The sequence below is a fragment of the Wolbachia endosymbiont of Drosophila pseudotakahashii genome, from assembly GCF_026015925.1.
Taxonomy (GTDB): Bacteria; Pseudomonadota; Alphaproteobacteria; order Rickettsiales; family Anaplasmataceae; genus Wolbachia; species Wolbachia pipientis.
On the sequence record NZ_CP110359.1, the window covers coordinates 377,538 to 396,046 of the forward strand.

An 18,509-nucleotide genomic window follows, 5' to 3' on the forward strand; every position below is an offset into this window, starting at 1 on the left:
TGTTCACAGATTTCCACTTAATTCTTCAATCTCACTAATAGAAAGGCCAGTAAACTTAACAATAGTGTTGACATCAACATTATTAGCCAGCATTGCTTTTGCGACTTCAATTTTCCCTTCAATTTTCCCTTTCTCTATACCTTTTTGTATACCTTTCTCTTCAGCAAGATCAAGTCTGTATTCAAGAATAGCTTCTTCTTTGCGTAGATCCATTATCCTTTCTTCATAGGCTACTAAATCTTTTTCGTTCCAACGAAACTTGTCTAATTCATCATATGCTAGCTTTATTATTGGCGCTTTTTCTGCTATCTCTTTTAAGTCCTCTTCTGTTGTTTCTTCTGCGTATTTAAAAAAGAAACACCACCTTTCTACTATACTTTCTAACTGCTCTACTTTATTTTTTGCGAATTTAGGCAACTCAATAAAGACAAACTGAAAATCTTTTAAGTAATGGCCGTTAGTTTTTATATCACGTATATTGTGAGTAGAAATATAATCAACTTCTTCAGGAAGTAAGTTACAATTTGATATAGCAATAAAGAAGACTTTCTTTAAATCAATGTAGTTGCCAGATTTATCTAATTGTCTTGAGTAGGCTTTAGCGGCATATAATTGAGCGCGTTTTTCGAAGCCCTTGTCTCTAGCGAGCTGCATTTCTGCTATATATCTATTTCCGTGAGAATCCTTGCAGAGAACATCAACAATACTTTGTTTATCAGAGGCAACTTCGGGATCCATAATAGTGCTAAGAAACTCAACTTCTTGTATTGCATTTATCTCAGTAAACCCTAAAATATCGTTCAAAAAGTGGATCAGGATATTCTTATTTTTTTCCGTTCCAAAGATTTTTTTGAAACACAAATCATTGCGAGGATCGAGAAATTTTGAAAGAGCCATGGCAAAAATGCTCGAAAATATTAATGATTATACACTATTATTAACAATTATTCAACCATATTTTTGAAGATAGCTAGTTTCTGTATTTATTTTAAATTGAAGAAAGCTCAAATGAAAGATCGTGCTTTGCTAAAAATCACAGAATGCAGTCTGGTTACAAATAAACTATTTTGACAGTTAATGGGGTCTAGTTTTGATGTATGGACTATCCAAAGAAAAGGGTGGTATCATAACTTCAAAAACTTTTATGCTTTCTTCATTCAGAAATTCATACTTACCCTGCATTATTCCTGACGGTACATTTAAGTATGTTCCACTTGTGTATTTAAATACCTCTCCAGATTTTATCACAGGCTGTTCTCCGATAACACCAACTCCGGCAATTTCATTTACTTTGCCCTTATAATCTATTATTTGCCAATGACGACTTAACAATTGAATAGTTGATTGGCTTTTGTTTTTTATCTTAACGTTATACATCCATACATAGCAATTTTCATAAGGAATGGATTGCTCTTCAATGTAAATTGGTAAAACTGTAACTTCAACAAAGTTGGTAGTCAATGTGTATTCTAGAATCATTATAGAATATTCATGATAAAAAGATAATATTCTAATTATATGCTTTTTTCATAGATTTTTCAAGTATACTTTAATTAGGAAATATCAATTTATAGTATGAATGAACCAGATGCACTGAGCAAAAAAGTAATAGGAATAATAGGTGGTGGACAATTAGGTAAAATGACTGCTATCGCTGCAACAAAACTTGGACAAAAAACACATGTTTTTGCCAGTGCTAAAGACGATCCGGCTTGCTCTGTTGCTGATGATTTCACAATAGCAGATTTCTCTAATAAGAAAGCTCTTGAATCTTTTGCACAGAGTGTGGATTTAGTTACTATTGAGTCTGAAAATATTCCATGTAGTGCAATTGATATCGATGTAAATTTTTATCCGGGTAAAAAAGCGTTACACATTTCGCAGAACAGACTGAGAGAAAAGGATTTTATTAAAAACTTGGGTATAAAAACTGCTAACTATAAGAGTATACAAAATTATAATGAGCTACTGAAAAGCAGTAGAGCTTTTGGCTATCCAATAAGGCTGAAAACAACAGAAATGGGTTACGATGGAAAAGGACAATATGTGCTTGAGAATGATTCTGAAGTGAAGCAATTTGCTTCCTTTGATTGGAATACAGAGTACATTCTTGAAGCAAGTGTTGATTTACTGAAAGAGGTTTCAATAGTCGTTGCAAGAGATAAAAACTGTAAAGTAGCTTTTTTTCCTATAGCAGAAAATTACCACGTTGATGGAATACTTGATACTTCAACAGTGCCAGCTAAAATAGATAGCAAATTAACTCAAGAGGTACAACGAGCTGCAAAGAAAATAGCAAACGCACTTGATGTAATAGGAATTCTGGCTATTGAATTTTTTGTTACTAAAGATAACGAATTGTTAGTTAATGAACTAGCTCCCAGACCTCACAATTCTTGCCACTGGAGCTTGGATGCATGTAACGTTAGTCAATTTGAACAGCTAGTTAGGATAATATGCGGGCTACCTATGCAGGAAGTAGTATTATGCTTTCCTTGTATGACGAAAAATATAATAGGTAATGATACATATGATTCTCATAAGTATTTGAGCAACGAAAAAGCTAGTTTAACCATATATGGGAAAAAAGAGGTTAGGGATAAGCGTAAAATGGGACATGTCAATATAGATTTAAGTTAACAGTTTTTCTACGTCATACCGCCACAACTGTACGAACATTGTGATATGATGAGATGTTACATAGTAAACGGTGTCATTCTAGCACCTCTTTTCCCGTCATCCCGCTGCTTGTTAGCGGGATCTCATTTCACTTTGTGAAGGTGTCATCTGAGTAGCCTGACTACTTGGATCCAGGAATTTTATTAAGTTGGTAAGCATAAAAGTGGCTGATCTTATGTTAAAACACAACGTTCTTGATGAGATTACAGCAAGGCTGGGTTCCAGCATCAGCTACTTGAATGACAGCAGTCCTACGTCATGCCGCCGCGGTATCTCTAGATCCCGCTAACAAGTAGCGGGATGACGATTGTCGTTCAGCCATAAATATTAAGAAATTTACCAAATAAAAAAAAAGGCAAAAGAAGCCCCGTGGTTGGCTAATTACTTACATTATACTTTCAAGTATGGCGTTTTTTTATTCTAAACGCTTAATAACCGCGATTTAGTTGCTTTTAAGCCGCAACTAATCTAAATTATAAACATTAAGAAATTTACTAAACAGAAAAAAAGGCAAAAGAAACCCTAGGGTAGCTAGTTATTCACTATCCATTTTTTAAATCGGCGTTTTTTGATGTTTTAAATGCTTTATAAGCGCATTTCAGCTTATATTAGGTAAAAACCTAGAAATTTTATGAAGACATAAGGTGCACATAGTGCAAAAAATTAAACATGGGACGCCAGATACGTGAGTTTTTTTGTCATTTAATCTGTACAGAGAAGATAAATAAATAGCTTCAGTCTCATGATAAGGGGGCTGGCGAAGGATGTCAAGTAAGTTTTTTCGTTTCTATTTCCAATAAAAGTTTGTATGCAATAACACAGAAGCATGCACTGCTATTCCTTCATTTCTTCCAATATAACCTAATTTCTCTGCAGTGGTTGCTTTGATATTTACAAATTCATCATCAATTTCTAATGCTTTTGATATGAATTTCTTCATTTCTACTTTGTAAGGCGATATTTTAGGCTCTTCACAAACTATAGTAATATCTAAATTAGACACGCTGTACCCTTTTTCTTTTGCTTTTTTAGCAGCAAAGTCAAGAAAGTGAGATGAATTGCAATCTTTCCATTCAGAGGAACTAGGAGGAAAGTGCTCTCCTATGTCGCCACATCCCAGTGCTCCGAGTATTGCATCAACGATTGCATGTATTGCAACATCACCATCAGAGTGCGCTTCTATTGCCATGTTGTGTTCAATTTTCACACCGCAAATTTTTATAAAGCTTTCAGCACCATTTTGAACTTTAATGAACTTATGTATATCATAACCGGCTCCGACACGAAATTTTGGCTCTTCAAAAAGAAGCTTTGCCATATTGATATCCTCTTTTGTGGTTAACTTAAAATTGCTTTTCTCACCTTTAATAATCGCAACATGTTTTTTGTGCTCTACCATTAGTGATGAATCGTCAGTAAATTCTTTGACTGATTGATGGCATGATAATAATTCTTTGAAATTAAAAATTTGAGGGGTTTGTATGGCTCTGAGCTTTCCTCTTGAAATCGTAGATTCAATAAAACTATTACTCACCAATGACATAGTGTCTTCAACTTCTATTGCTGGAACTACTCCTGTATATTGATCATTAATCATAGATTCAACCAAGTTATCTATCAGAACATCTGACACAAAAGGCCTACAAGCATCGTGTATAACTACAAAATCTGGGTTAATTTTTTGTAAGCTTTCAAGCCCTAGTTTAACTGAACTTTGCCTGTTTTCTCCTCCGTATACAGGGCTTAGTAATTTAGTGTCTGTAATTAGTGATATAGCTTTCTCATAGAAACTTTCATGGTCTTTATTAATTGCTATTCTTATGTAATCTATATATTGGTTAGCCAGAAATCTTTTAATTGTATGAAATAAAACAGATTTACCTGCCAGTTTTATATATTGCTTAGGAATCGTAGAATTGCATCTACTGCCTACTCCCGCTGCAACTATTAATGCTGCTATTTTGTATTTCTTAGCGCACATATTTCTTTTTGTAGAAGCTTTCCTCTCTATCCAAGATTCTTTCCGAAAAATAAAATTTCTGACATCATATAAAAGTTACTTCCCCTATTAACTAGCATAATTATAATAGCAAAAGAGATATTTAGAGAGCTCAAAATCTATCTTTGCCTGCGGATTAAACAACTAAATTTTAGTAAAAAACGATAGTATTACAAATCGTAAAATACTTTCAACATAGGAAAAATAAATTGCATATTTTTCAGTAAATTAGCTATGCTAAACACATGCAAAAACGTCATATAACTATTTGTTTCATACTGCTTTTTATAATAGGGATGTTATTCCTGATGCGTACTATGATTTTTCCATGTTTAATATCTATTATTATTGCATATTTGTTTAATCCGCTAGTAATTAAGTTTGAAAAGTATAGAATACCACGTTCATGTTCTGTAATTTTTATAATACTTGTTTTATTAATAGCTTTTATACTAGTCATAACATTTGTTTTACCTATTATATATGTTCAAATTACTTCAATATTAAATTTCTTAGTGAGTAAAGTGCCTTCATTAGAGCTTAAAGTAATCCCCTCTGTATTAGAATTTCTTAATATAAAAATCGAGGATAGCTTATTTGATCACTTATCTAAAAATCTAGCAGAAAATTACAGCAACTATGTATCTTATTTCATGAATGCTCTTGATATTGCTAGTAACTTTGTAATCCAAGTGTTAAGTTCAAGCTTTAACACGGTATCATTAATGGTGATTACTCCTGTAGTGTTTTTCTATATATTACGTGATTGGCCTTTAATTATAGAAAAAGCTAATAAATTAATCCCTATTCCTTACAGGGGAAAAATTGCAGATTATTTTTTCAAAGTGGATTTCATTATATCTAATTATCTAAAGAGGCAGGTAAATGTATGTATTGTCATGATGGTCTTTTACTCTGTGAGCCTGAGCATAACCGGATTGGAACACTCTATTGTTATTGGAATTTTATCAGGAATGTTAACGTTCATACCTTACGTAGGGCCATTATTATATACCATTATTGGGTTTTTGAGCGCTATCACTCAATTTAGTGGATGGTTTGAAAGTGCTGCTGTTTTGCTATTATTTGGTGTTGGGCAATTAATAGATTCAAACATATTAGTTCCTTTATTAATAGGAAAAAAAGTTCATATACATCCAACTGTAATTATTCTGGGAATTACTATATGCGCTTCATATTTTGGATTTACAGGTATATTACTTTTTATTCCAATAATAGCAATGTTCAATGTATCAGTAGAATATGCAATCAATAAATATTTTAAAAGTGAGCTTTATAAAAACGGCTAACAGACCTTTTGCATAATCAATTTATGGTAAGAGGAGAAATGAGCCCAGAATACCTGACACATTTGAGGAGCGTAAGTAAATTTCTGCGCAAAAATTACTACCAGAAAGAGGTTACGTAAGAGGTTCAACGTGCAATTAAATTTATTTAACAACAATCAAGCTGATTATAGCCGGCAAAATTACATCATCTTAGATGAAAATAAGCACGTATATAATTCGGTAGTTAATGATTTATCTTGGAAATGTCTGATTCTTTTTGGACCTAAAAGCTCCGGTAAAACTCATCTTGCTCATATTTGGCAATCAATAAACGATGCAATCTTTATCAATGTGAATAACTTCGTAAGCGAGATTAGGTATAGCGATGCTTTTATTTTAGAAGACGTACAAAACATTAAAGATGAAGCAATGTTATTACATTGTTACAATTACATGAAAGAAAACGACAAGAGGCTGCTAATCACTTCTTCAATTTCACCAAAAAAGCTTAACTTCAAACTAAGAGATTTAAGTTCTCGAATATTATCAACTATCAGCGTAAAAATTTTGCCTGCAAGCGAGGAATTATTAAGAATTATGCTAATAAAACGATTTTCAGATAAACAGTTAAAAATTGATTTAAAAGTGATTAATTATATTTTAGCAAGAATAGAACGTTCTTTCTATAGCATTGATAAAATTATAGAAAAGATAGATAATGAATCTATAGGGTCAAATGTGACTGTTCCTTTTATTAGCACTTTATTAAAAAAAGATGCCATTTGATTTCTTCTTTTGTAAAGGTGTATATTAAAAATTTATTAACACCCATAACACTAACGTAATTGGAATCTCTATCTGTCCATGTTAGAATTATAATCAATGTTATGTTATAATAAATATAGATAGATACAGCTAAGAAGTATTCTATATTTATAGTAGAGCTCACTTTATAAGGTGTTTTTTATAGATTTAACGTTATAACTTAACTATGATAAGAGTAAGATTAAATTTAAGAAAAAGGTTAAAGCAAAAGTTTGTGATGTTCACTCTATTGATAAATGCTTTATTTGTCTCATATTTTCTCATAAGAAACACAGGGAACACTTCTAATCAAATTATAGCCAAAGAAATAAATATAGGAACTGATAATGAAAAATAAACAGTCGCAAAATAAAAAAGAAAATCTTTACATAACATATTACATAGATGCTTTAGCTTCAGAGAGGTCCGCTGCACAAAATACTCTGGAAAGTTATCGTTCGGATTTACACCAGTTTGAAGAATTTTTATTGGAAAGCGGCACTACCTTGGTTGGTGTAAACAAAACCAATATTAAAGATTATGTGAAATCTTTATGTACACAAAAAAAATATAAAAGTAGCTCTATATCAAGAAAAATATCCGCTATGAAAAATTTTTACAAGTGTATATTTAATGACGGAATAATAGATTTTAATCCAGCGCCGGCTAATGATGCTGAATTAAAGAATCCAAAAGTTTCTCGTCCTTTGCCTAAGTATTTAAGTGTCGAAGAAATATTTTTGCTAATGGACACAGTGAGAAAATCAGCAAGCGAATCGAATAAAGAGATAAGCAGTAAAAGGCTATGTGCGATTTTAGATATCCTTTACTCTTCTGGAATGCGTGTTTCTGAACTAATTAGCATGAAATTATGTGAAGTGTCACATTTAATAAACAGTAATAACAAAGAATGCTATATAATAATAAAAGGAAAAAGTGGTAGAGAGAGGCAAATTCTTTTTAATGAACAAGCATTGCAGAGCCTTAGAAATTATTTATCAGTTCGTGATAATCTGATCTCTAAAGAAAAGGAATCCGATTGGCTATTCCCAGGTGATAAACCTAATAAACCAATTACAAGGCAGAGGGTCGGTCAATTAATGAAGGAGTTGGCAAGAAAATGCAATATTGATGAAAATAAGATCTCTCCACACGTGATTAGGCATTCTTTTGCTACCCATCTACTAAATAGCGGAGCAAATATTGTGTTGATACAGAAAGTTCTTGGCCATACTAACCTTTCTACAACACAAATATATACTCATATTGCTAACGAAAAGTTAAAGGACAAATTAGCTGATTCGCATCCTATTACTCAGATGATCAATAATTAAATTTATTGTTTTTAATTTGTAATAAAGTTAAATTTAAATAAATTTATGTGAGTTTGTGATTTCAAGTTTATTGTTTAATTTCTTTCTTATATTATGGGAGGTATTCTATACTTTCATTACTCTCCCTGTAATTTTCTTTTCTGAGTGTGTAATAACCATTTTCCTCGTCTGTTCGGTGAGAGTTGTATTATTCATGCTGCGTTTATTATGTGGCATTAAATATGAAGTGAGGGGAATGGAAAACATCCCTAAGCAACCTTTTATCATTGCATCTAAACACCAATCTCCATTTGAAACATTTATTTTTATACTACTATTTAGAAAAGCGGTTTTTATTTTAAAACGTGAATTGAAATGGATTCCATTCATTGGTTTGCATCTTATAGCGCTGAAAATGATTTTTATTAACCGTTCAGATGGTATCAGTTCTATACGCCATATAATCAAACTAGCAAAAATGCGTATAAAAGAAAATAGAAGCATAATAATATTTCCTGAAGGTACAAGAACAACTATAAACCAAAATATAAAATATCAACCAGGTATTGCTGCTTTATATAGCGTATTATCTGTTCCTGTGTTACCGGTTGCTTTAAACACTGGTTTGTTTTGGCCAAAAAGCATACTTTCTCTGAGAAAGAATCCCGGAAAGGCAGTAATAGAAATATTGCCCCCAATATATCCTGGGTTAAACAAAAATGAATTCTTGCAAAGTTTAGAAAAAATTATTGAAGAGAGAAGCAGTAGATTAACCATAGGAAAAACTGATATTGCAAATTAACAAAAAAACTTTATAATTAAAAGAAAAGTACAGTATTTTAGGTATTAATATATGGCAAATCATAAGAGTGCTAAAAAAATGATAAGGGTAATAGCAAAGCGCACTTTAATAAATAAGATGCGGAAAAGTAAAACTCGCACCTCTATTAGAAAATTGGTTGATATAATCAAGTCTGGCGACAAAGAAAATGTTGTTCTGGCATTTCGGAATGCTGAATCTAATTTACACAAGTGTGTGAATAAAGGTGTTATTCATAGGAATACTGCTGCGCGTAAAATAAGTCGCTTAAATGCAAGAGTAAAAGCATTGATGACCGCTTAATACGGTTAATGTAAAGTTAACTGTATTAATATATACTCCTCAGTTTGTATATTCTGTATAAAATTTAAGTAGCTTAAGTGATGGATAAAAAAGTGCTATTAGAACTAAGTAATGGATTAAAAATCGAGCTACCTGTATTAAGCGGAACAACAGGTCCTGATGTGTTAAATATCAAGGATTTATATAAGATGACAGGATTATTCACTTACGATCCAGGGTTTGTTTCTACAGCTTCATGCTCTTCTACAATTACATTCATTGATGGAGATGAAGGAGTTCTTAAATATAGGGGACATAATATAGCTGATTTGGCAGAGAATAATAATTTTACTGCTGTGATTTATTTATTGCTCTATGGTGAATTACCCAGTTCAGAGCAACACAAAAAATTTCTTCTCAAAATACAAGAATCATCCAAAGTATCAGAGCAAGTTACAAATGTAATTAAAGCATTTCCAAAAACTGCTCACCCTATGTCAATCTTAGTTGCATGTTTTGCAAGTTTGTCAGCATCTTATCATGAAAAGCATGGCAACAATGTCAATGGTGAAGACCTAGATTTTGGAATTTCTGCAATAGCGCAAGTTTCCACAATTATTGCAATGATTTATAGGCATATCAACAATCAGGAATTCATAAATGCTAACAATGAATTAAGTTACAGTGAAAATTTCTTAAAGATGATATTTGGCGATGCTGTTGATAATGATAAAAGCGCCCTTTTTGCAAAAGCTCTGGATAAAATATTTACTCTCCATGCTGATCATGAACAGAATGCTTCTACGGCGGCTGTCAGATTGGTGGGATCGGCTGGTTCTAATCTGTTTGCAAGCCTCTCTGCAGGAGTTGCTACACTTTGGGGACCAGCACATGGTGGAGCTAATGAGGCAGTTGTAAATATGCTAAAAGAGATAGAGCAAAGTGGAGATATAGATAAATTCATCGAAAAAGCTAAAGATGATAAAGATCCATTTAAATTGATGGGATTTGGACATCGTGTTTATAAAAATTATGATCCGCGCGCGCGTATATTGAAAGGCGCTTGCCATGAGGTTCTAAGTAAACTAGAACAAAATAACGAACTGCTTAAAATTGCAAAAAAACTTGAAGAAATAGCTTTAAAGGATGAATATTTTATCGTGCGTAAGTTATATCCAAATGTTGATTTTTACTCAGGTATAATAATGAATGCTATTGATATTCCCTCAAATATGTTCACGCCTATTTTTGCACTTGCAAGAACCACTGGTTGGGTTACTCAGTGGTATGAAATGATAAATGATAAAGAAACTAAGATCTGTAGACCAAGGCAACTCTATTTTGGTCAATAAATTTATTTTCACTTCATTAGACTTCTTGCATAACCCAAACTAAGTAGAAAAAAGGTGTCATCCGAGTAGCTGACACTGGTTCCTTTACGACGGAAGTGTCCAGAGGTGTCATTCCAGTCTGGAATCCAGAAAAAAGGATGGTGTCATTCCGTATCCGTTCAGCCAATGGCGTCAACTTAAGAACTTTCATTAGCAAACTCTCCTAAAGACATGATGACGTTTAGGCTTATCTACTTTATTGCGGCTGTCCCGGTCGGATTTTAACTTTAGCGCGTATACTTAAAAAGGGCTTGAAAGTTTTTTGGCGCAATAAGTACCTGATAGAGTTTCTGCCTCATTACACCAAATAAAACTGAAAAATTTAAACGATACTCAGTAATTTGATCTGGGTTCCAAGGCCCTTGTGCATCACACATATGAAGCGATAATATATTGCACATGACCAAGTTTGCCCAAAATTCTTGTAATACAGCCTCTCCAGAAAAATTCTCTAACTCTGCTCCTACTTTGAGTCGTTTATAGCACTCCTCTATGTGTCACCTTAACACATAAGCTTTGCTCCAAAGTCTCGGTCAAAAACTCTGTTTCTCAGTTGGCTAATGTCAGCACTATAACTCTTACTTTCTGTCCTTTCATTTTATTTTTTAGCTTTTCATTTTCTAATATAAAATCAAAATCTAATGCGCCAGCGTTCCCATAGCTTAGAGGTTGTCCACAAACCAGTAAATCAAGCATATTCCCTACTTAACATAACTTTACTCATAGCCAGATATATGAAACTTTCAGTAGATGTTGTAAGTAAATCGTACTCCTTTGATAGCCTTCTATTTCTATTGATCCAAGCAAAAGTCCTCTCTAACACCCACCTTCTCGGCTGTACTGAAAATCCAGGATCCCGTTGTGGCAATAGTTCTAGTGGTGTATCTTTATGCACCCAAAACCTACATGGAGGCCTTTTGACAATTTCAATATCTATCCCATATTCTCTCTTTACGTAATCCTTTAAATCTTTTCCTTGGTATCCCATATCAGCCCACATTTTCTTAATATTGCTGTATTTTTGCTTCATATTGTCCAATGCCATCTTCACCCCATCTCTGTCATTTTCGCTTGCAGCTCCTACATAGCAACCAAGCACAAATCCTTGAGTATCTGTGATTATATGTCTTTTTCTCCCCTTTACCTTTTTCGCACCATCATAACCTTTGACCTCCCTTTTTCCGTGGTTTTTACCGATTGACTGTCCACTATGCATGCGCTCGGCTTCCCATTTTTGACCTACTATATTTAGTGATATCATAGTTCATTTTCTCAAAAATTCCCTGCTTTTTCCATCTTCTAAACTGTTCATGCACAGCCTTCCACGGCGGAAAATCGTGTGGTAAATAGCGCCATTGACATCCTGTGCGCAGTATATAAAGAATTGCATTTACTATCTCACACTTACTGTATTTTGGTGGCCTTCCTCCTTTCTTGTACGATACTCTGAAGTGTTTTTCTATTCTTGCCCATTCCCTTTTACTTAAATCTGTTGGATATTTTTTCCTCATCTCTTACCTCAATATTCTTTCTTTATATACTACGTATTCCTTGGTTTGTGGACAACCTCTAAGTATAAAAGTAGCCGTTTTATGTTAAAATACAACGTTTTAATGATTATGAAAAGGCTGGATCCCAGTGTCTGGGCACTGGGATGACAAGGTATAAACCTTATCGTCATGCCGCCGCAGACCGTCATACCGCGCGATTCATTCGCGGTATCTCTTAGCATAGATCCCGCTAACGAGTAGCGGGATGACGATTGTCGGTGAACCTAAGTTACTTTAGCCATAAATATTCAAGAAATTTACCAAATGAAAAAAAAGGCAAAAGAAGCCCCGGTTACTATCTATTTTCAGTATTGGCGTTCTTTAAAGTCTTAAACACTGCAATTTAGCTGCTTTTAAATGCAACTCACCTTAGTTTAAATGTCTAAGAAATTTACTAAGCAGAAAAAAAGGCAAAAGAAACCCAGTGTTAGCTAGTTGTCACTCTCTAATCCTGCAAATCGGCGTTCTATACTGTCTTAAACGCTCTATAAGCGCGTTTTAGCTTATATAGCTAGAAATGTTGTGAAGACATAAGGTACACATAGTGCAAAAAATTAAACATGAGACGCCAAATACGTTGAGTTTTTTTGTCATTTAATCTGTACAGAGAAGATAAATAAATAGCTTCAGTTTTATGATAAGGGGGCTGGCGAAGGGTGTCAAGTGGTTTTTTAGCCACGTTTCCCTGTTATAATGTTCATTTGCTTGACCTAAGATCCAGGAGTATTTAAACTGAACCCTATATAGTACTAAAAATGATAGGAAATCTAAGTGGAATAGTTGATGAAGTGCGCAGCGATCACATAATCCTGAATGTGAATGATGTTGGCTATATGGTGTATCTTTCAGCTAAAACTTTAAGTGCTTGTGCAATTGGAAGTAGAATCAAATTACTTATCGAAACCTATGCAAATAACAGAGAAAACACTACTCAGCTATATGGTTTTATAAGCAAAGAAGAACAGCAGTGCTTGAGGTTGCTAGTTAAAGTAAGCGGTGTTAGCTATAAAACTGCAATGTCAATTTTGAGTAAATTAACTCCAGAACAGCTATTTTTGGCAATTATGAATGAAGATAAAGTAACACTCAAGATGAGTGGACTTGGCTTGAAACTCATAAATCGAATCATCACTGAATTGAGTGGCAAAGTAAGTAAACTAGAAATAAATAACAATAACTTTAATCCAATTAATGAAGATGCCCTTTCAGCATTGATCAATCTTGGGTATGAAAAAATGAAAGCTTATGATACGATAAAAAAAATACAAGACGAATCGTCAAACCTGGATACTAAGGACATTATTCGCATGGCGCTTAAGGAGCTCTTAACATTATGAAATCAATATCGTGCGGTAAAGAATATACTGAAGATGTGCGCAATATTAACATCAGGCCTGAGCAACTTGATGATTTTGTCGGGCAAAAAGACTTAATACAAAATTTAAAAGTGTTTATAAACGCTGCACAGACGAGAACTGAAGCTTTAGATCACGTCTTATTGTACGGTCCTCCAGGGCTTGGCAAAACAACTTTAGCACAAATTGTTTCTAAAGAATTAAGAGTTAGCTTTCGCGCAACTTCTGGTCCTTTACTTAGTAAAGCTGGGGACTTGGCTGCAGTGCTTACCACTTTAAATGCAAAAGATGTTCTATTTATCGACGAAATCCATAGATTAAATCGCAGCATCGAAGAAGTTTTATATACTGCTATGGAAGATTTTTGCTTGGACATATTAGTAGGTGAAGGTCCATCTACTCGCACTTTAAGGATAGATCTACCACCATTTACGCTAATTGGAGCAACAACACGGCTTGGATTACTTTCTGCGCCACTCAGAGATCGTTTTGGCATTCCTTTGCATCTTGAGTTTTATTCCTTTGAGGAGCTGGTTAATATTATAAAAAGAGGCGCAAGAGTTCTTTCTGCTGAAATTGAAGAGGATGCAGCACGGAAAATTGCCTGCCGTGCGCGCGGCACTCCAAGAATTGCTTTGAGGTTACTCAAAAGAATAAGGGATTTTGTTGAAGTGAAAGATGATAAAAAAATCACTTATGAAGTCGCTGATTCTGTATTACTAAAATTGGGTGTAGATAAAATGGGACTCAATAAACTTGATATGAATTATCTAAGATTTTTATTCAACACTTCAGGCCCTGTTGGAATTGACACCATATCTATTGCGCTATCCGAAGATGTTGGCAATATTGAAGAAACAGTAGAACCTTATTTAATCAAAATTAGTTTTGTAAAGCGCACACCAAGAGGGCGCGTTCTGACCGATCAAGCAAAGGAGTATTTGAGCTTTCAACATTAAACGTCATAATTTATATTGACTAATTGAGATAATGCTCGTATGTTGACATTTGTGTATTAAGGACAATGGAGGCATATATGTTAGATAGTAATGAAACTGTATCTTTGATTGTTGATCAAAATATTGCTGCTGGTAGCGTATCTGGGTCAATACCGAATAAGGATAAATGTAGGTACGTCACTCTTGATGATGAAGAAACATGGAAGAGGTTCTTTGTAGATCAGAACAACCCTTCTACTAATACTACTAATAAAGTAATAGTGAAACCTCATGTTCATAAGAATAGCGATGGTATGTATAGATATACTGCTGAGGAGACCAAATATCATGGTCGGGAAATTGTAGGCAAAGCTGCTAAACAAATTGAAGAAGAGATATCTAAAAATATTGATGCAAAGCTTACAAAATTAAGAGAAACTAAAAATATAGATAACAGTGTTAAGCCTGTCATAAGAATTGCGCTGAACGATTATATAAAAGAAGTAAACTTGCATGATATTCTAAGTGGTAATATGTGCAAAAAGTACGATGTAAAGACAGTTACGTTGCTACTACCTGACCAAAAAACAAGGGGGGGTACGTTGCCAAATTGATAAGGATAGGGCAAGAATTTATGAAGTGGCTAATGGGTCATATCAAATGACTTTAAAGTGGAATGCTCAAGGAAAAGAATGTAATATTAAAATTAATATTCATGATAATGGCTCCGTAGAACTTATTGAGGGTAATGGTGTTACTATGGAGCAATTAGCTGCACATAAAGAAGTAAAAGTAGGAAGGCAATATGAAGCAAAGCCTTTACATGAAGTGTTAGCATCACAATTGCCACAAACACAATTACAACAAAGCTCTGAAGAAGTAAAATTTTTGGAGCAGCATTCAACAAATGTAGAAGACTTGAGCGGCGCATCACAAAAGCATCAAGCTCCTGCTGCTTCAAAATAGGTAAAGTAGTGAAAATTCAGTATAAGTTGCTTGCATCTGCAAGTAACTTATACTCTTATAATGAGCAACATAATACTACCAAGAAATTTCTATGAGCGGTCAACTTTAATTGTAGCTGGAGAGTTATTGGGAAAAGTCCTCAAATTTTCTAACTTTAGTGGAATAATAACCGAAGTTGAAGCCTATATAGGAATGAATGACCCAGCTTGTCATGCGGCAAGAGGCTATACTAATCGAACCTCAGTAATGTTTGGTGTGCCGGGGTTTTTGTACGTATATTTTATATATGGAATGTACTACTGTTTAAACATTGTAACAGAAGCAGAAGGGTTCCCAGCAGCAGTGTTAATACGGGGATTAAAGCTTATTGAACCACTTGAAGCAAATTTAGGTGGACCAGGAATATTGTGCAAAAGATTAAATATTACAAAAGAACATAACAAACAGGACCTTACTATAAGCCACGAATTTTGTGTTTATGAATCCCACCTCAAACCAGATTATATTTGCACTCCGAGAATCGGAATTAGTAAAGGCCAAGAGAAATTTTGGCGGTTTAAGATTTTCTAAACTTAAGACCTTGCGTAGACTATTTGCCAATCGGATAATCACCAGTGAAACAAGCATCACAATATTGTGGTATAGCATTGTTACGCACCTCTCCTTTAACAGCCTGATATAGTCCATCAATACTCAAGAAAGCTAGGCTATCTACTCCTATAACTTCCTTAATTTCCTCTACAGATTTATTTGCAGCAATTAAATCTTTGCACTCTGGCGTATCTATTCCATAAAAACAAGAATGCTTAATTGGTGGGCTTGAAATTTTGAAGTGAATCTCTTTTACTCCTGCATCCTTTAGCATAACTATTATATTTGTTAACGTACTACCACGCACTATACTATCATCTATTAAAATTATGTTTTTACCTTTCAAAGTGTGCTTATTAGCATTGAATTTTAATTTTATTCTAACTTTACGTACTTCAGCGGTTGGTTGTATAAAAGTTCTTCCTATGTAATGATTACGAATTATTCCCAGTTCCATAGGTAATCCTGAATGCTTTGCATATCCAATAGCTGCAGGTATTCCAGAATCAGGTATTGGTACAACCATATCTACATTGTTTTTTGGTGGGCTCTCTTTTGCAAGTATTCTTCCTATTTCTTTTCTTGTATCGTATATAGACCTATTCTCCATTATGCTGTCTGGTCTTGAAAAATAAACGTATTCAAAAATACAAAAACTTGATTTTTGCTGTGGGAAAGGAAACATTGAGGCTAGCTTACTACCCGAACTGATGGTAACTAATTCGCCTGGTTCTATTTCTCTAACAAACTCTGCATTTATTATATCAAGAGCACAAGTTTCAGATGCAAGAACGTAAGAACCGTTTAACTTTCCTAAAACAAGAGGCCTGATTCCAGATGAATCACGTACTCCAATAACTACTTCTTGATTGATTGCAACAAAAGAATAAGCACCTTGTATTTGCTTTAATGCATATATAAAACTCTCTAAAAAGCTATCTTTTTCACCGCTTGCTGTCAGATGCACTACTACTTCTGTATCAATATCTGACTGAAAAACGCACTCTTGTTTAATCAATTGTTCGCGTATCGGAGAAATATTAATTAAATTACCATTATGTGCTATGGCGAAATCCCCAAATTTGCCACTTTTGCTAAACATGGGCTGCACTCCAAATTTATTACCACTTGTTGAGTATCGAACATGACCTATTGCACAATCTCCAGGTAAGGATTTCTTTATTTCATCTATATCATCAAATACGCTGCTCACTTGACCTTGAAAGTGATAAGAGAGCAGCTTATCGTTGTTACTGGTTACTACGCCAAAAGACTCTTGACCTCTATGCTGCAAAGCGTGGAGAGCAAGTATAGAGTTAAAAGCAGCACTTTGGTTGCAACTTATGCCAAATACCCCACATTCCTCACGCATTTCATCTAGCATAAAAACTATTAAGTAAAATTTAATTTTACTTTAGCATAGGTAAAATACAAGCATTTTGTTGTTCATCTGCTTTTATTGCCAGCAATAATCCTATGCATATTAAGCTTGCAGCAGTTGTACTTCCTCCATAGGCCAGAAATGGCAATGGGTCGCCTATCACAGGTAAGAGGCCCATTGTCATTCCGATGTTTATAAAGAAATGAGCACTAAAAAAGGCGAAAATGCCGATAGATACCGACTTAGAAAAATAATTTTTCGACCTATAAGCGATAGAGAAAATTATGCCAAGTAATGAGGTATAAAGCAAAATTAAAGCCATGCTACCTAAAAATCCCCATTCCTCACTCAGCACTGCAAAAGCAAAATCTGTACGTTTCTCCGGCAAAAATCCAAGTTGAGTTTGACTTCCGTTAACAAAGCCCTTACCAAGCAAACCTCCTGAACCAATAGCTATCTGAGATTGCTGCGCATTATAACCTATTCCAAGTGGATCCACTGATGAATCCAAAAACGACAATATCCTTTGCTTGTGATAAGGACGTAAAAAAGGCCAAATAGCCGGTACTGCAAAAATGCCAAGCGTTCCACATATTACCGAATGAGATCTTTTTATTATTGCTGTGAATATAATTGATATCCCTATAAATAACATTATCACAGCTGTGCCTAAATTAGGTTGCTTTAACACCAAGAACACGGGTAAGAAAATAATTATAAGTGCCTTAAGCAATCTTTTAAATTCCATCATTTTATATACACTCTGCTTATCAAAATAGCGAGCAAGCGCAAGTATTAAGCCTACTTTTGCAAATTCTGATGGTTGCAAACTAATTGATCCAATTCTTATCCACCTTGTTGCACCCATTATGTGTGAGCCAAAAAAATTCACTACTAATAGCGAAATCACTGCTGCTATATAAAAAAAGTAGGCGTGCTTCAAATAAAAATCTAGCTCTATGAATGACATAGCTATAGCGAGTAGGAAAAAGAAGGAGAATATGACCAGTTGGTGAATCGCAAATGGCACCCACTTTCCTCCAGCAGAAGAGTATTGAACAGCAATGCCAACGCAAAACAGCGCTATCACGTTAATGATTAATAACCAATGAATCTTCTTCAGCCTATCCACACTTATAACCTTAAAGTAT

Annotated in this window: 18 protein-coding genes and 2 pseudogenes; 12 read left to right on the top strand and 8 right to left on the bottom strand. The window is 34.2% G+C overall.

Features of this window, described 5'->3' with window-relative positions:
• Positions 1-3: 3 nt before the first annotated feature.
• Both ONI09_RS01955 and apaG read right to left on the bottom strand, forming a co-directional pair.
• Complete coding sequence (locus ONI09_RS01955; RefSeq protein ID WP_259245539.1) at positions 4-897, bottom strand: Rpn family recombination-promoting nuclease/putative transposase; 894 nt, start codon at positions 895-897, stop codon at positions 4-6.
• Positions 898-1,074: 177 nt separating this feature from the next.
• Positions 1,075-1,476: a Co2+/Mg2+ efflux protein ApaG gene (gene apaG / locus ONI09_RS01960; RefSeq protein ID WP_179951370.1), complete on the bottom strand. Its 402-nt coding sequence runs from the start codon at positions 1,474-1,476 to the stop codon at positions 1,075-1,077.
• A 99-nt stretch (positions 1,477-1,575) separates the two neighbouring features.
• Here apaG and ONI09_RS01965 point away from each other — a divergent pair, with 99 nt between their 5' ends.
• Positions 1,576-2,640 carry a 5-(carboxyamino)imidazole ribonucleotide synthase gene (locus ONI09_RS01965; protein ID WP_264707434.1) on the top strand — a complete coding sequence of 355 codons (1,065 nt, stop codon included), beginning with the start codon at positions 1,576-1,578 and terminating at the stop codon, positions 2,638-2,640.
• Positions 2,641-3,466: 826 nt separating this feature from the next.
• Here the strand turns inward: ONI09_RS01965 and ONI09_RS01970 are convergent.
• The gene (locus ONI09_RS01970; RefSeq protein WP_265014254.1) at positions 3,467-4,660 is read right to left on the bottom strand and encodes a bifunctional 2-C-methyl-D-erythritol 4-phosphate cytidylyltransferase/2-C-methyl-D-erythritol 2,4-cyclodiphosphate synthase; all 1,194 of its coding nucleotides are present in this window, start codon (positions 4,658-4,660) and stop codon (positions 3,467-3,469) included.
• A 263-nt stretch (positions 4,661-4,923) separates the two neighbouring features.
• Between ONI09_RS01970 and ONI09_RS01975 the strand changes: the two genes are divergently transcribed.
• The 6 genes from ONI09_RS01975 (at position 4,924) to ONI09_RS02000 (ending at position 10,538) form a co-directional block, all read left to right on the top strand.
• Positions 4,924-5,988 carry an AI-2E family transporter gene (locus ONI09_RS01975; RefSeq protein WP_320109950.1) on the top strand — a complete coding sequence of 355 codons (1,065 nt, stop codon included), beginning with the start codon at positions 4,924-4,926 and terminating at the stop codon, positions 5,986-5,988.
• A 129-nt stretch (positions 5,989-6,117) separates the two neighbouring features.
• Positions 6,118-6,753: a DnaA ATPase domain-containing protein gene (locus ONI09_RS01980; RefSeq protein ID WP_006280257.1), complete on the top strand. Its 636-nt coding sequence runs from the start codon at positions 6,118-6,120 to the stop codon at positions 6,751-6,753.
• 365 nt (positions 6,754-7,118) lie between these two features.
• Positions 7,119-8,105, top strand: a complete 987-nt coding sequence (locus tag ONI09_RS01985; RefSeq protein WP_265014255.1) for a tyrosine recombinase — start codon at positions 7,119-7,121, stop codon at positions 8,103-8,105.
• Between the two features lie 55 nt (positions 8,106-8,160).
• The gene (locus ONI09_RS01990) at positions 8,161-8,886 is read left to right on the top strand and encodes a lysophospholipid acyltransferase family protein (protein WP_010963063.1); all 726 of its coding nucleotides are present in this window, start codon (positions 8,161-8,163) and stop codon (positions 8,884-8,886) included.
• A gap of 51 nt (positions 8,887-8,937) precedes the next feature.
• Positions 8,938-9,207 (top strand): 30S ribosomal protein S20, encoded by a 270-nt coding sequence (gene rpsT / locus ONI09_RS01995; RefSeq protein ID WP_265014256.1) that lies wholly within the window; start codon positions 8,938-8,940, stop codon positions 9,205-9,207.
• An 80-nt stretch (positions 9,208-9,287) separates the two neighbouring features.
• Positions 9,288-10,538 carry a citrate synthase gene (locus ONI09_RS02000; protein WP_265014257.1) on the top strand — a complete coding sequence of 417 codons (1,251 nt, stop codon included), beginning with the start codon at positions 9,288-9,290 and terminating at the stop codon, positions 10,536-10,538.
• Between the two features lie 16 nt (positions 10,539-10,554).
• Here the strand turns inward: ONI09_RS02000 and ONI09_RS02005 are convergent, their stop codons facing one another.
• The 3 genes and pseudogenes from ONI09_RS02005 to ONI09_RS02015 form a co-directional block, all read right to left on the bottom strand.
• On the bottom strand, positions 10,555-10,728 hold the full coding sequence (locus ONI09_RS02005; RefSeq protein WP_179943778.1) for a hypothetical protein: 174 nt from the start codon (positions 10,726-10,728) through the stop codon (positions 10,555-10,557).
• Positions 10,728-11,228: pseudogene (locus ONI09_RS02010) on the bottom strand (IS4-like element ISWosp8 family transposase); the annotation flags it as partial. The gene ONI09_RS02005 and the pseudogene ONI09_RS02010, both read right to left, overlap by 1 nt.
• 37 nt (positions 11,229-11,265) lie before the next feature.
• Positions 11,266-12,088 (bottom strand): annotated as a pseudogene (locus ONI09_RS02015) (IS5 family transposase).
• Between the two features lie 794 nt (positions 12,089-12,882).
• Between ONI09_RS02015 and ruvA the strand changes: the two are divergent.
• The 5 genes from ruvA (at position 12,883) to ONI09_RS02040 (ending at position 15,956) form a co-directional block, all read left to right on the top strand.
• Complete coding sequence (gene ruvA, locus ONI09_RS02020; RefSeq protein ID WP_264338838.1) at positions 12,883-13,464, top strand: Holliday junction branch migration protein RuvA; 582 nt, start codon at positions 12,883-12,885, stop codon at positions 13,462-13,464.
• On the top strand, positions 13,461-14,441 hold the full coding sequence (gene ruvB, locus ONI09_RS02025; protein WP_265014258.1) for a Holliday junction branch migration DNA helicase RuvB: 981 nt from the start codon (positions 13,461-13,463) through the stop codon (positions 14,439-14,441). Before ruvA ends, ruvB begins: the two co-directional genes overlap by 4 nt.
• Positions 14,442-14,518: 77 nt before the next feature.
• On the top strand, positions 14,519-15,034 hold the full coding sequence (locus ONI09_RS02030) for a hypothetical protein (RefSeq protein WP_265014259.1): 516 nt from the start codon (positions 14,519-14,521) through the stop codon (positions 15,032-15,034).
• A 46-nt stretch (positions 15,035-15,080) separates the two neighbouring features.
• Positions 15,081-15,386, top strand: a complete 306-nt coding sequence (locus tag ONI09_RS02035) for a hypothetical protein (protein ID WP_237357316.1) — start codon at positions 15,081-15,083, stop codon at positions 15,384-15,386.
• Between the two features lie 60 nt (positions 15,387-15,446).
• Complete coding sequence (locus ONI09_RS02040) at positions 15,447-15,956, top strand: DNA-3-methyladenine glycosylase (RefSeq protein WP_265014260.1); 510 nt, start codon at positions 15,447-15,449, stop codon at positions 15,954-15,956.
• Positions 15,957-15,975: 19 nt separating this feature from the next.
• Here the strand turns inward: ONI09_RS02040 and purF are convergent, their stop codons facing one another.
• Both purF and rodA read right to left on the bottom strand, forming a co-directional pair.
• Positions 15,976-17,361, bottom strand: coding sequence for an amidophosphoribosyltransferase (purF, locus tag ONI09_RS02045; RefSeq protein WP_265014261.1), 1,386 nt, complete (start codon positions 17,359-17,361; stop codon positions 15,976-15,978).
• Between the two features lie 25 nt (positions 17,362-17,386).
• Complete coding sequence (rodA, locus tag ONI09_RS02050) at positions 17,387-18,490, bottom strand: rod shape-determining protein RodA (RefSeq protein ID WP_265014262.1); 1,104 nt, start codon at positions 18,488-18,490, stop codon at positions 17,387-17,389.
• Positions 18,491-18,509: the final 19 nt, after the last annotated feature.

Excerpts from the sequence above, each read along its gene's own strand:
- ONI09_RS01970 (WP_265014254.1), bottom strand. The coding sequence starts at position 4,660 with ATGTGCGCTAAGAAATACAAAATAGCAGCATTAATAGTTGCAGCGGGA.
- rpsT (WP_265014256.1), top strand. The coding sequence starts at position 8,938 with ATGGCAAATCATAAGAGTGCTAAAAAAATGATAAGGGTAATAGCAAAG.
- ONI09_RS01965 (WP_264707434.1), top strand. The coding sequence starts at position 1,576 with ATGAATGAACCAGATGCACTGAGCAAAAAAGTAATAGGAATAATAGGT.
- ONI09_RS02030 (WP_265014259.1), top strand. The coding sequence starts at position 14,519 with ATGTTAGATAGTAATGAAACTGTATCTTTGATTGTTGATCAAAATATT.
- ONI09_RS01985 (WP_265014255.1), top strand. The coding sequence starts at position 7,119 with ATGAAAAATAAACAGTCGCAAAATAAAAAAGAAAATCTTTACATAACA.
- ONI09_RS02005 (WP_179943778.1), bottom strand. The coding sequence starts at position 10,728 with ATGAAAGTTCTTAAGTTGACGCCATTGGCTGAACGGATACGGAATGAC.
- purF (WP_265014261.1), bottom strand. The coding sequence starts at position 17,361 with ATGCTAGATGAAATGCGTGAGGAATGTGGGGTATTTGGCATAAGTTGC.
- ruvA (WP_264338838.1), top strand. The coding sequence starts at position 12,883 with ATGATAGGAAATCTAAGTGGAATAGTTGATGAAGTGCGCAGCGATCAC.
- ONI09_RS02040 (WP_265014260.1), top strand. The coding sequence starts at position 15,447 with ATGAGCAACATAATACTACCAAGAAATTTCTATGAGCGGTCAACTTTA.
- ONI09_RS02035 (WP_237357316.1), top strand. The coding sequence starts at position 15,081 with ATGACTTTAAAGTGGAATGCTCAAGGAAAAGAATGTAATATTAAAATT.
- ONI09_RS02000 (WP_265014257.1), top strand. The coding sequence starts at position 9,288 with ATGGATAAAAAAGTGCTATTAGAACTAAGTAATGGATTAAAAATCGAG.
- ruvB (WP_265014258.1), top strand. The coding sequence starts at position 13,461 with ATGAAATCAATATCGTGCGGTAAAGAATATACTGAAGATGTGCGCAAT.
- ONI09_RS01975 (WP_320109950.1), top strand. The coding sequence starts at position 4,924 with ATGCAAAAACGTCATATAACTATTTGTTTCATACTGCTTTTTATAATA.
- ONI09_RS01955 (WP_259245539.1), bottom strand. The coding sequence starts at position 897 with ATGGCTCTTTCAAAATTTCTCGATCCTCGCAATGATTTGTGTTTCAAA.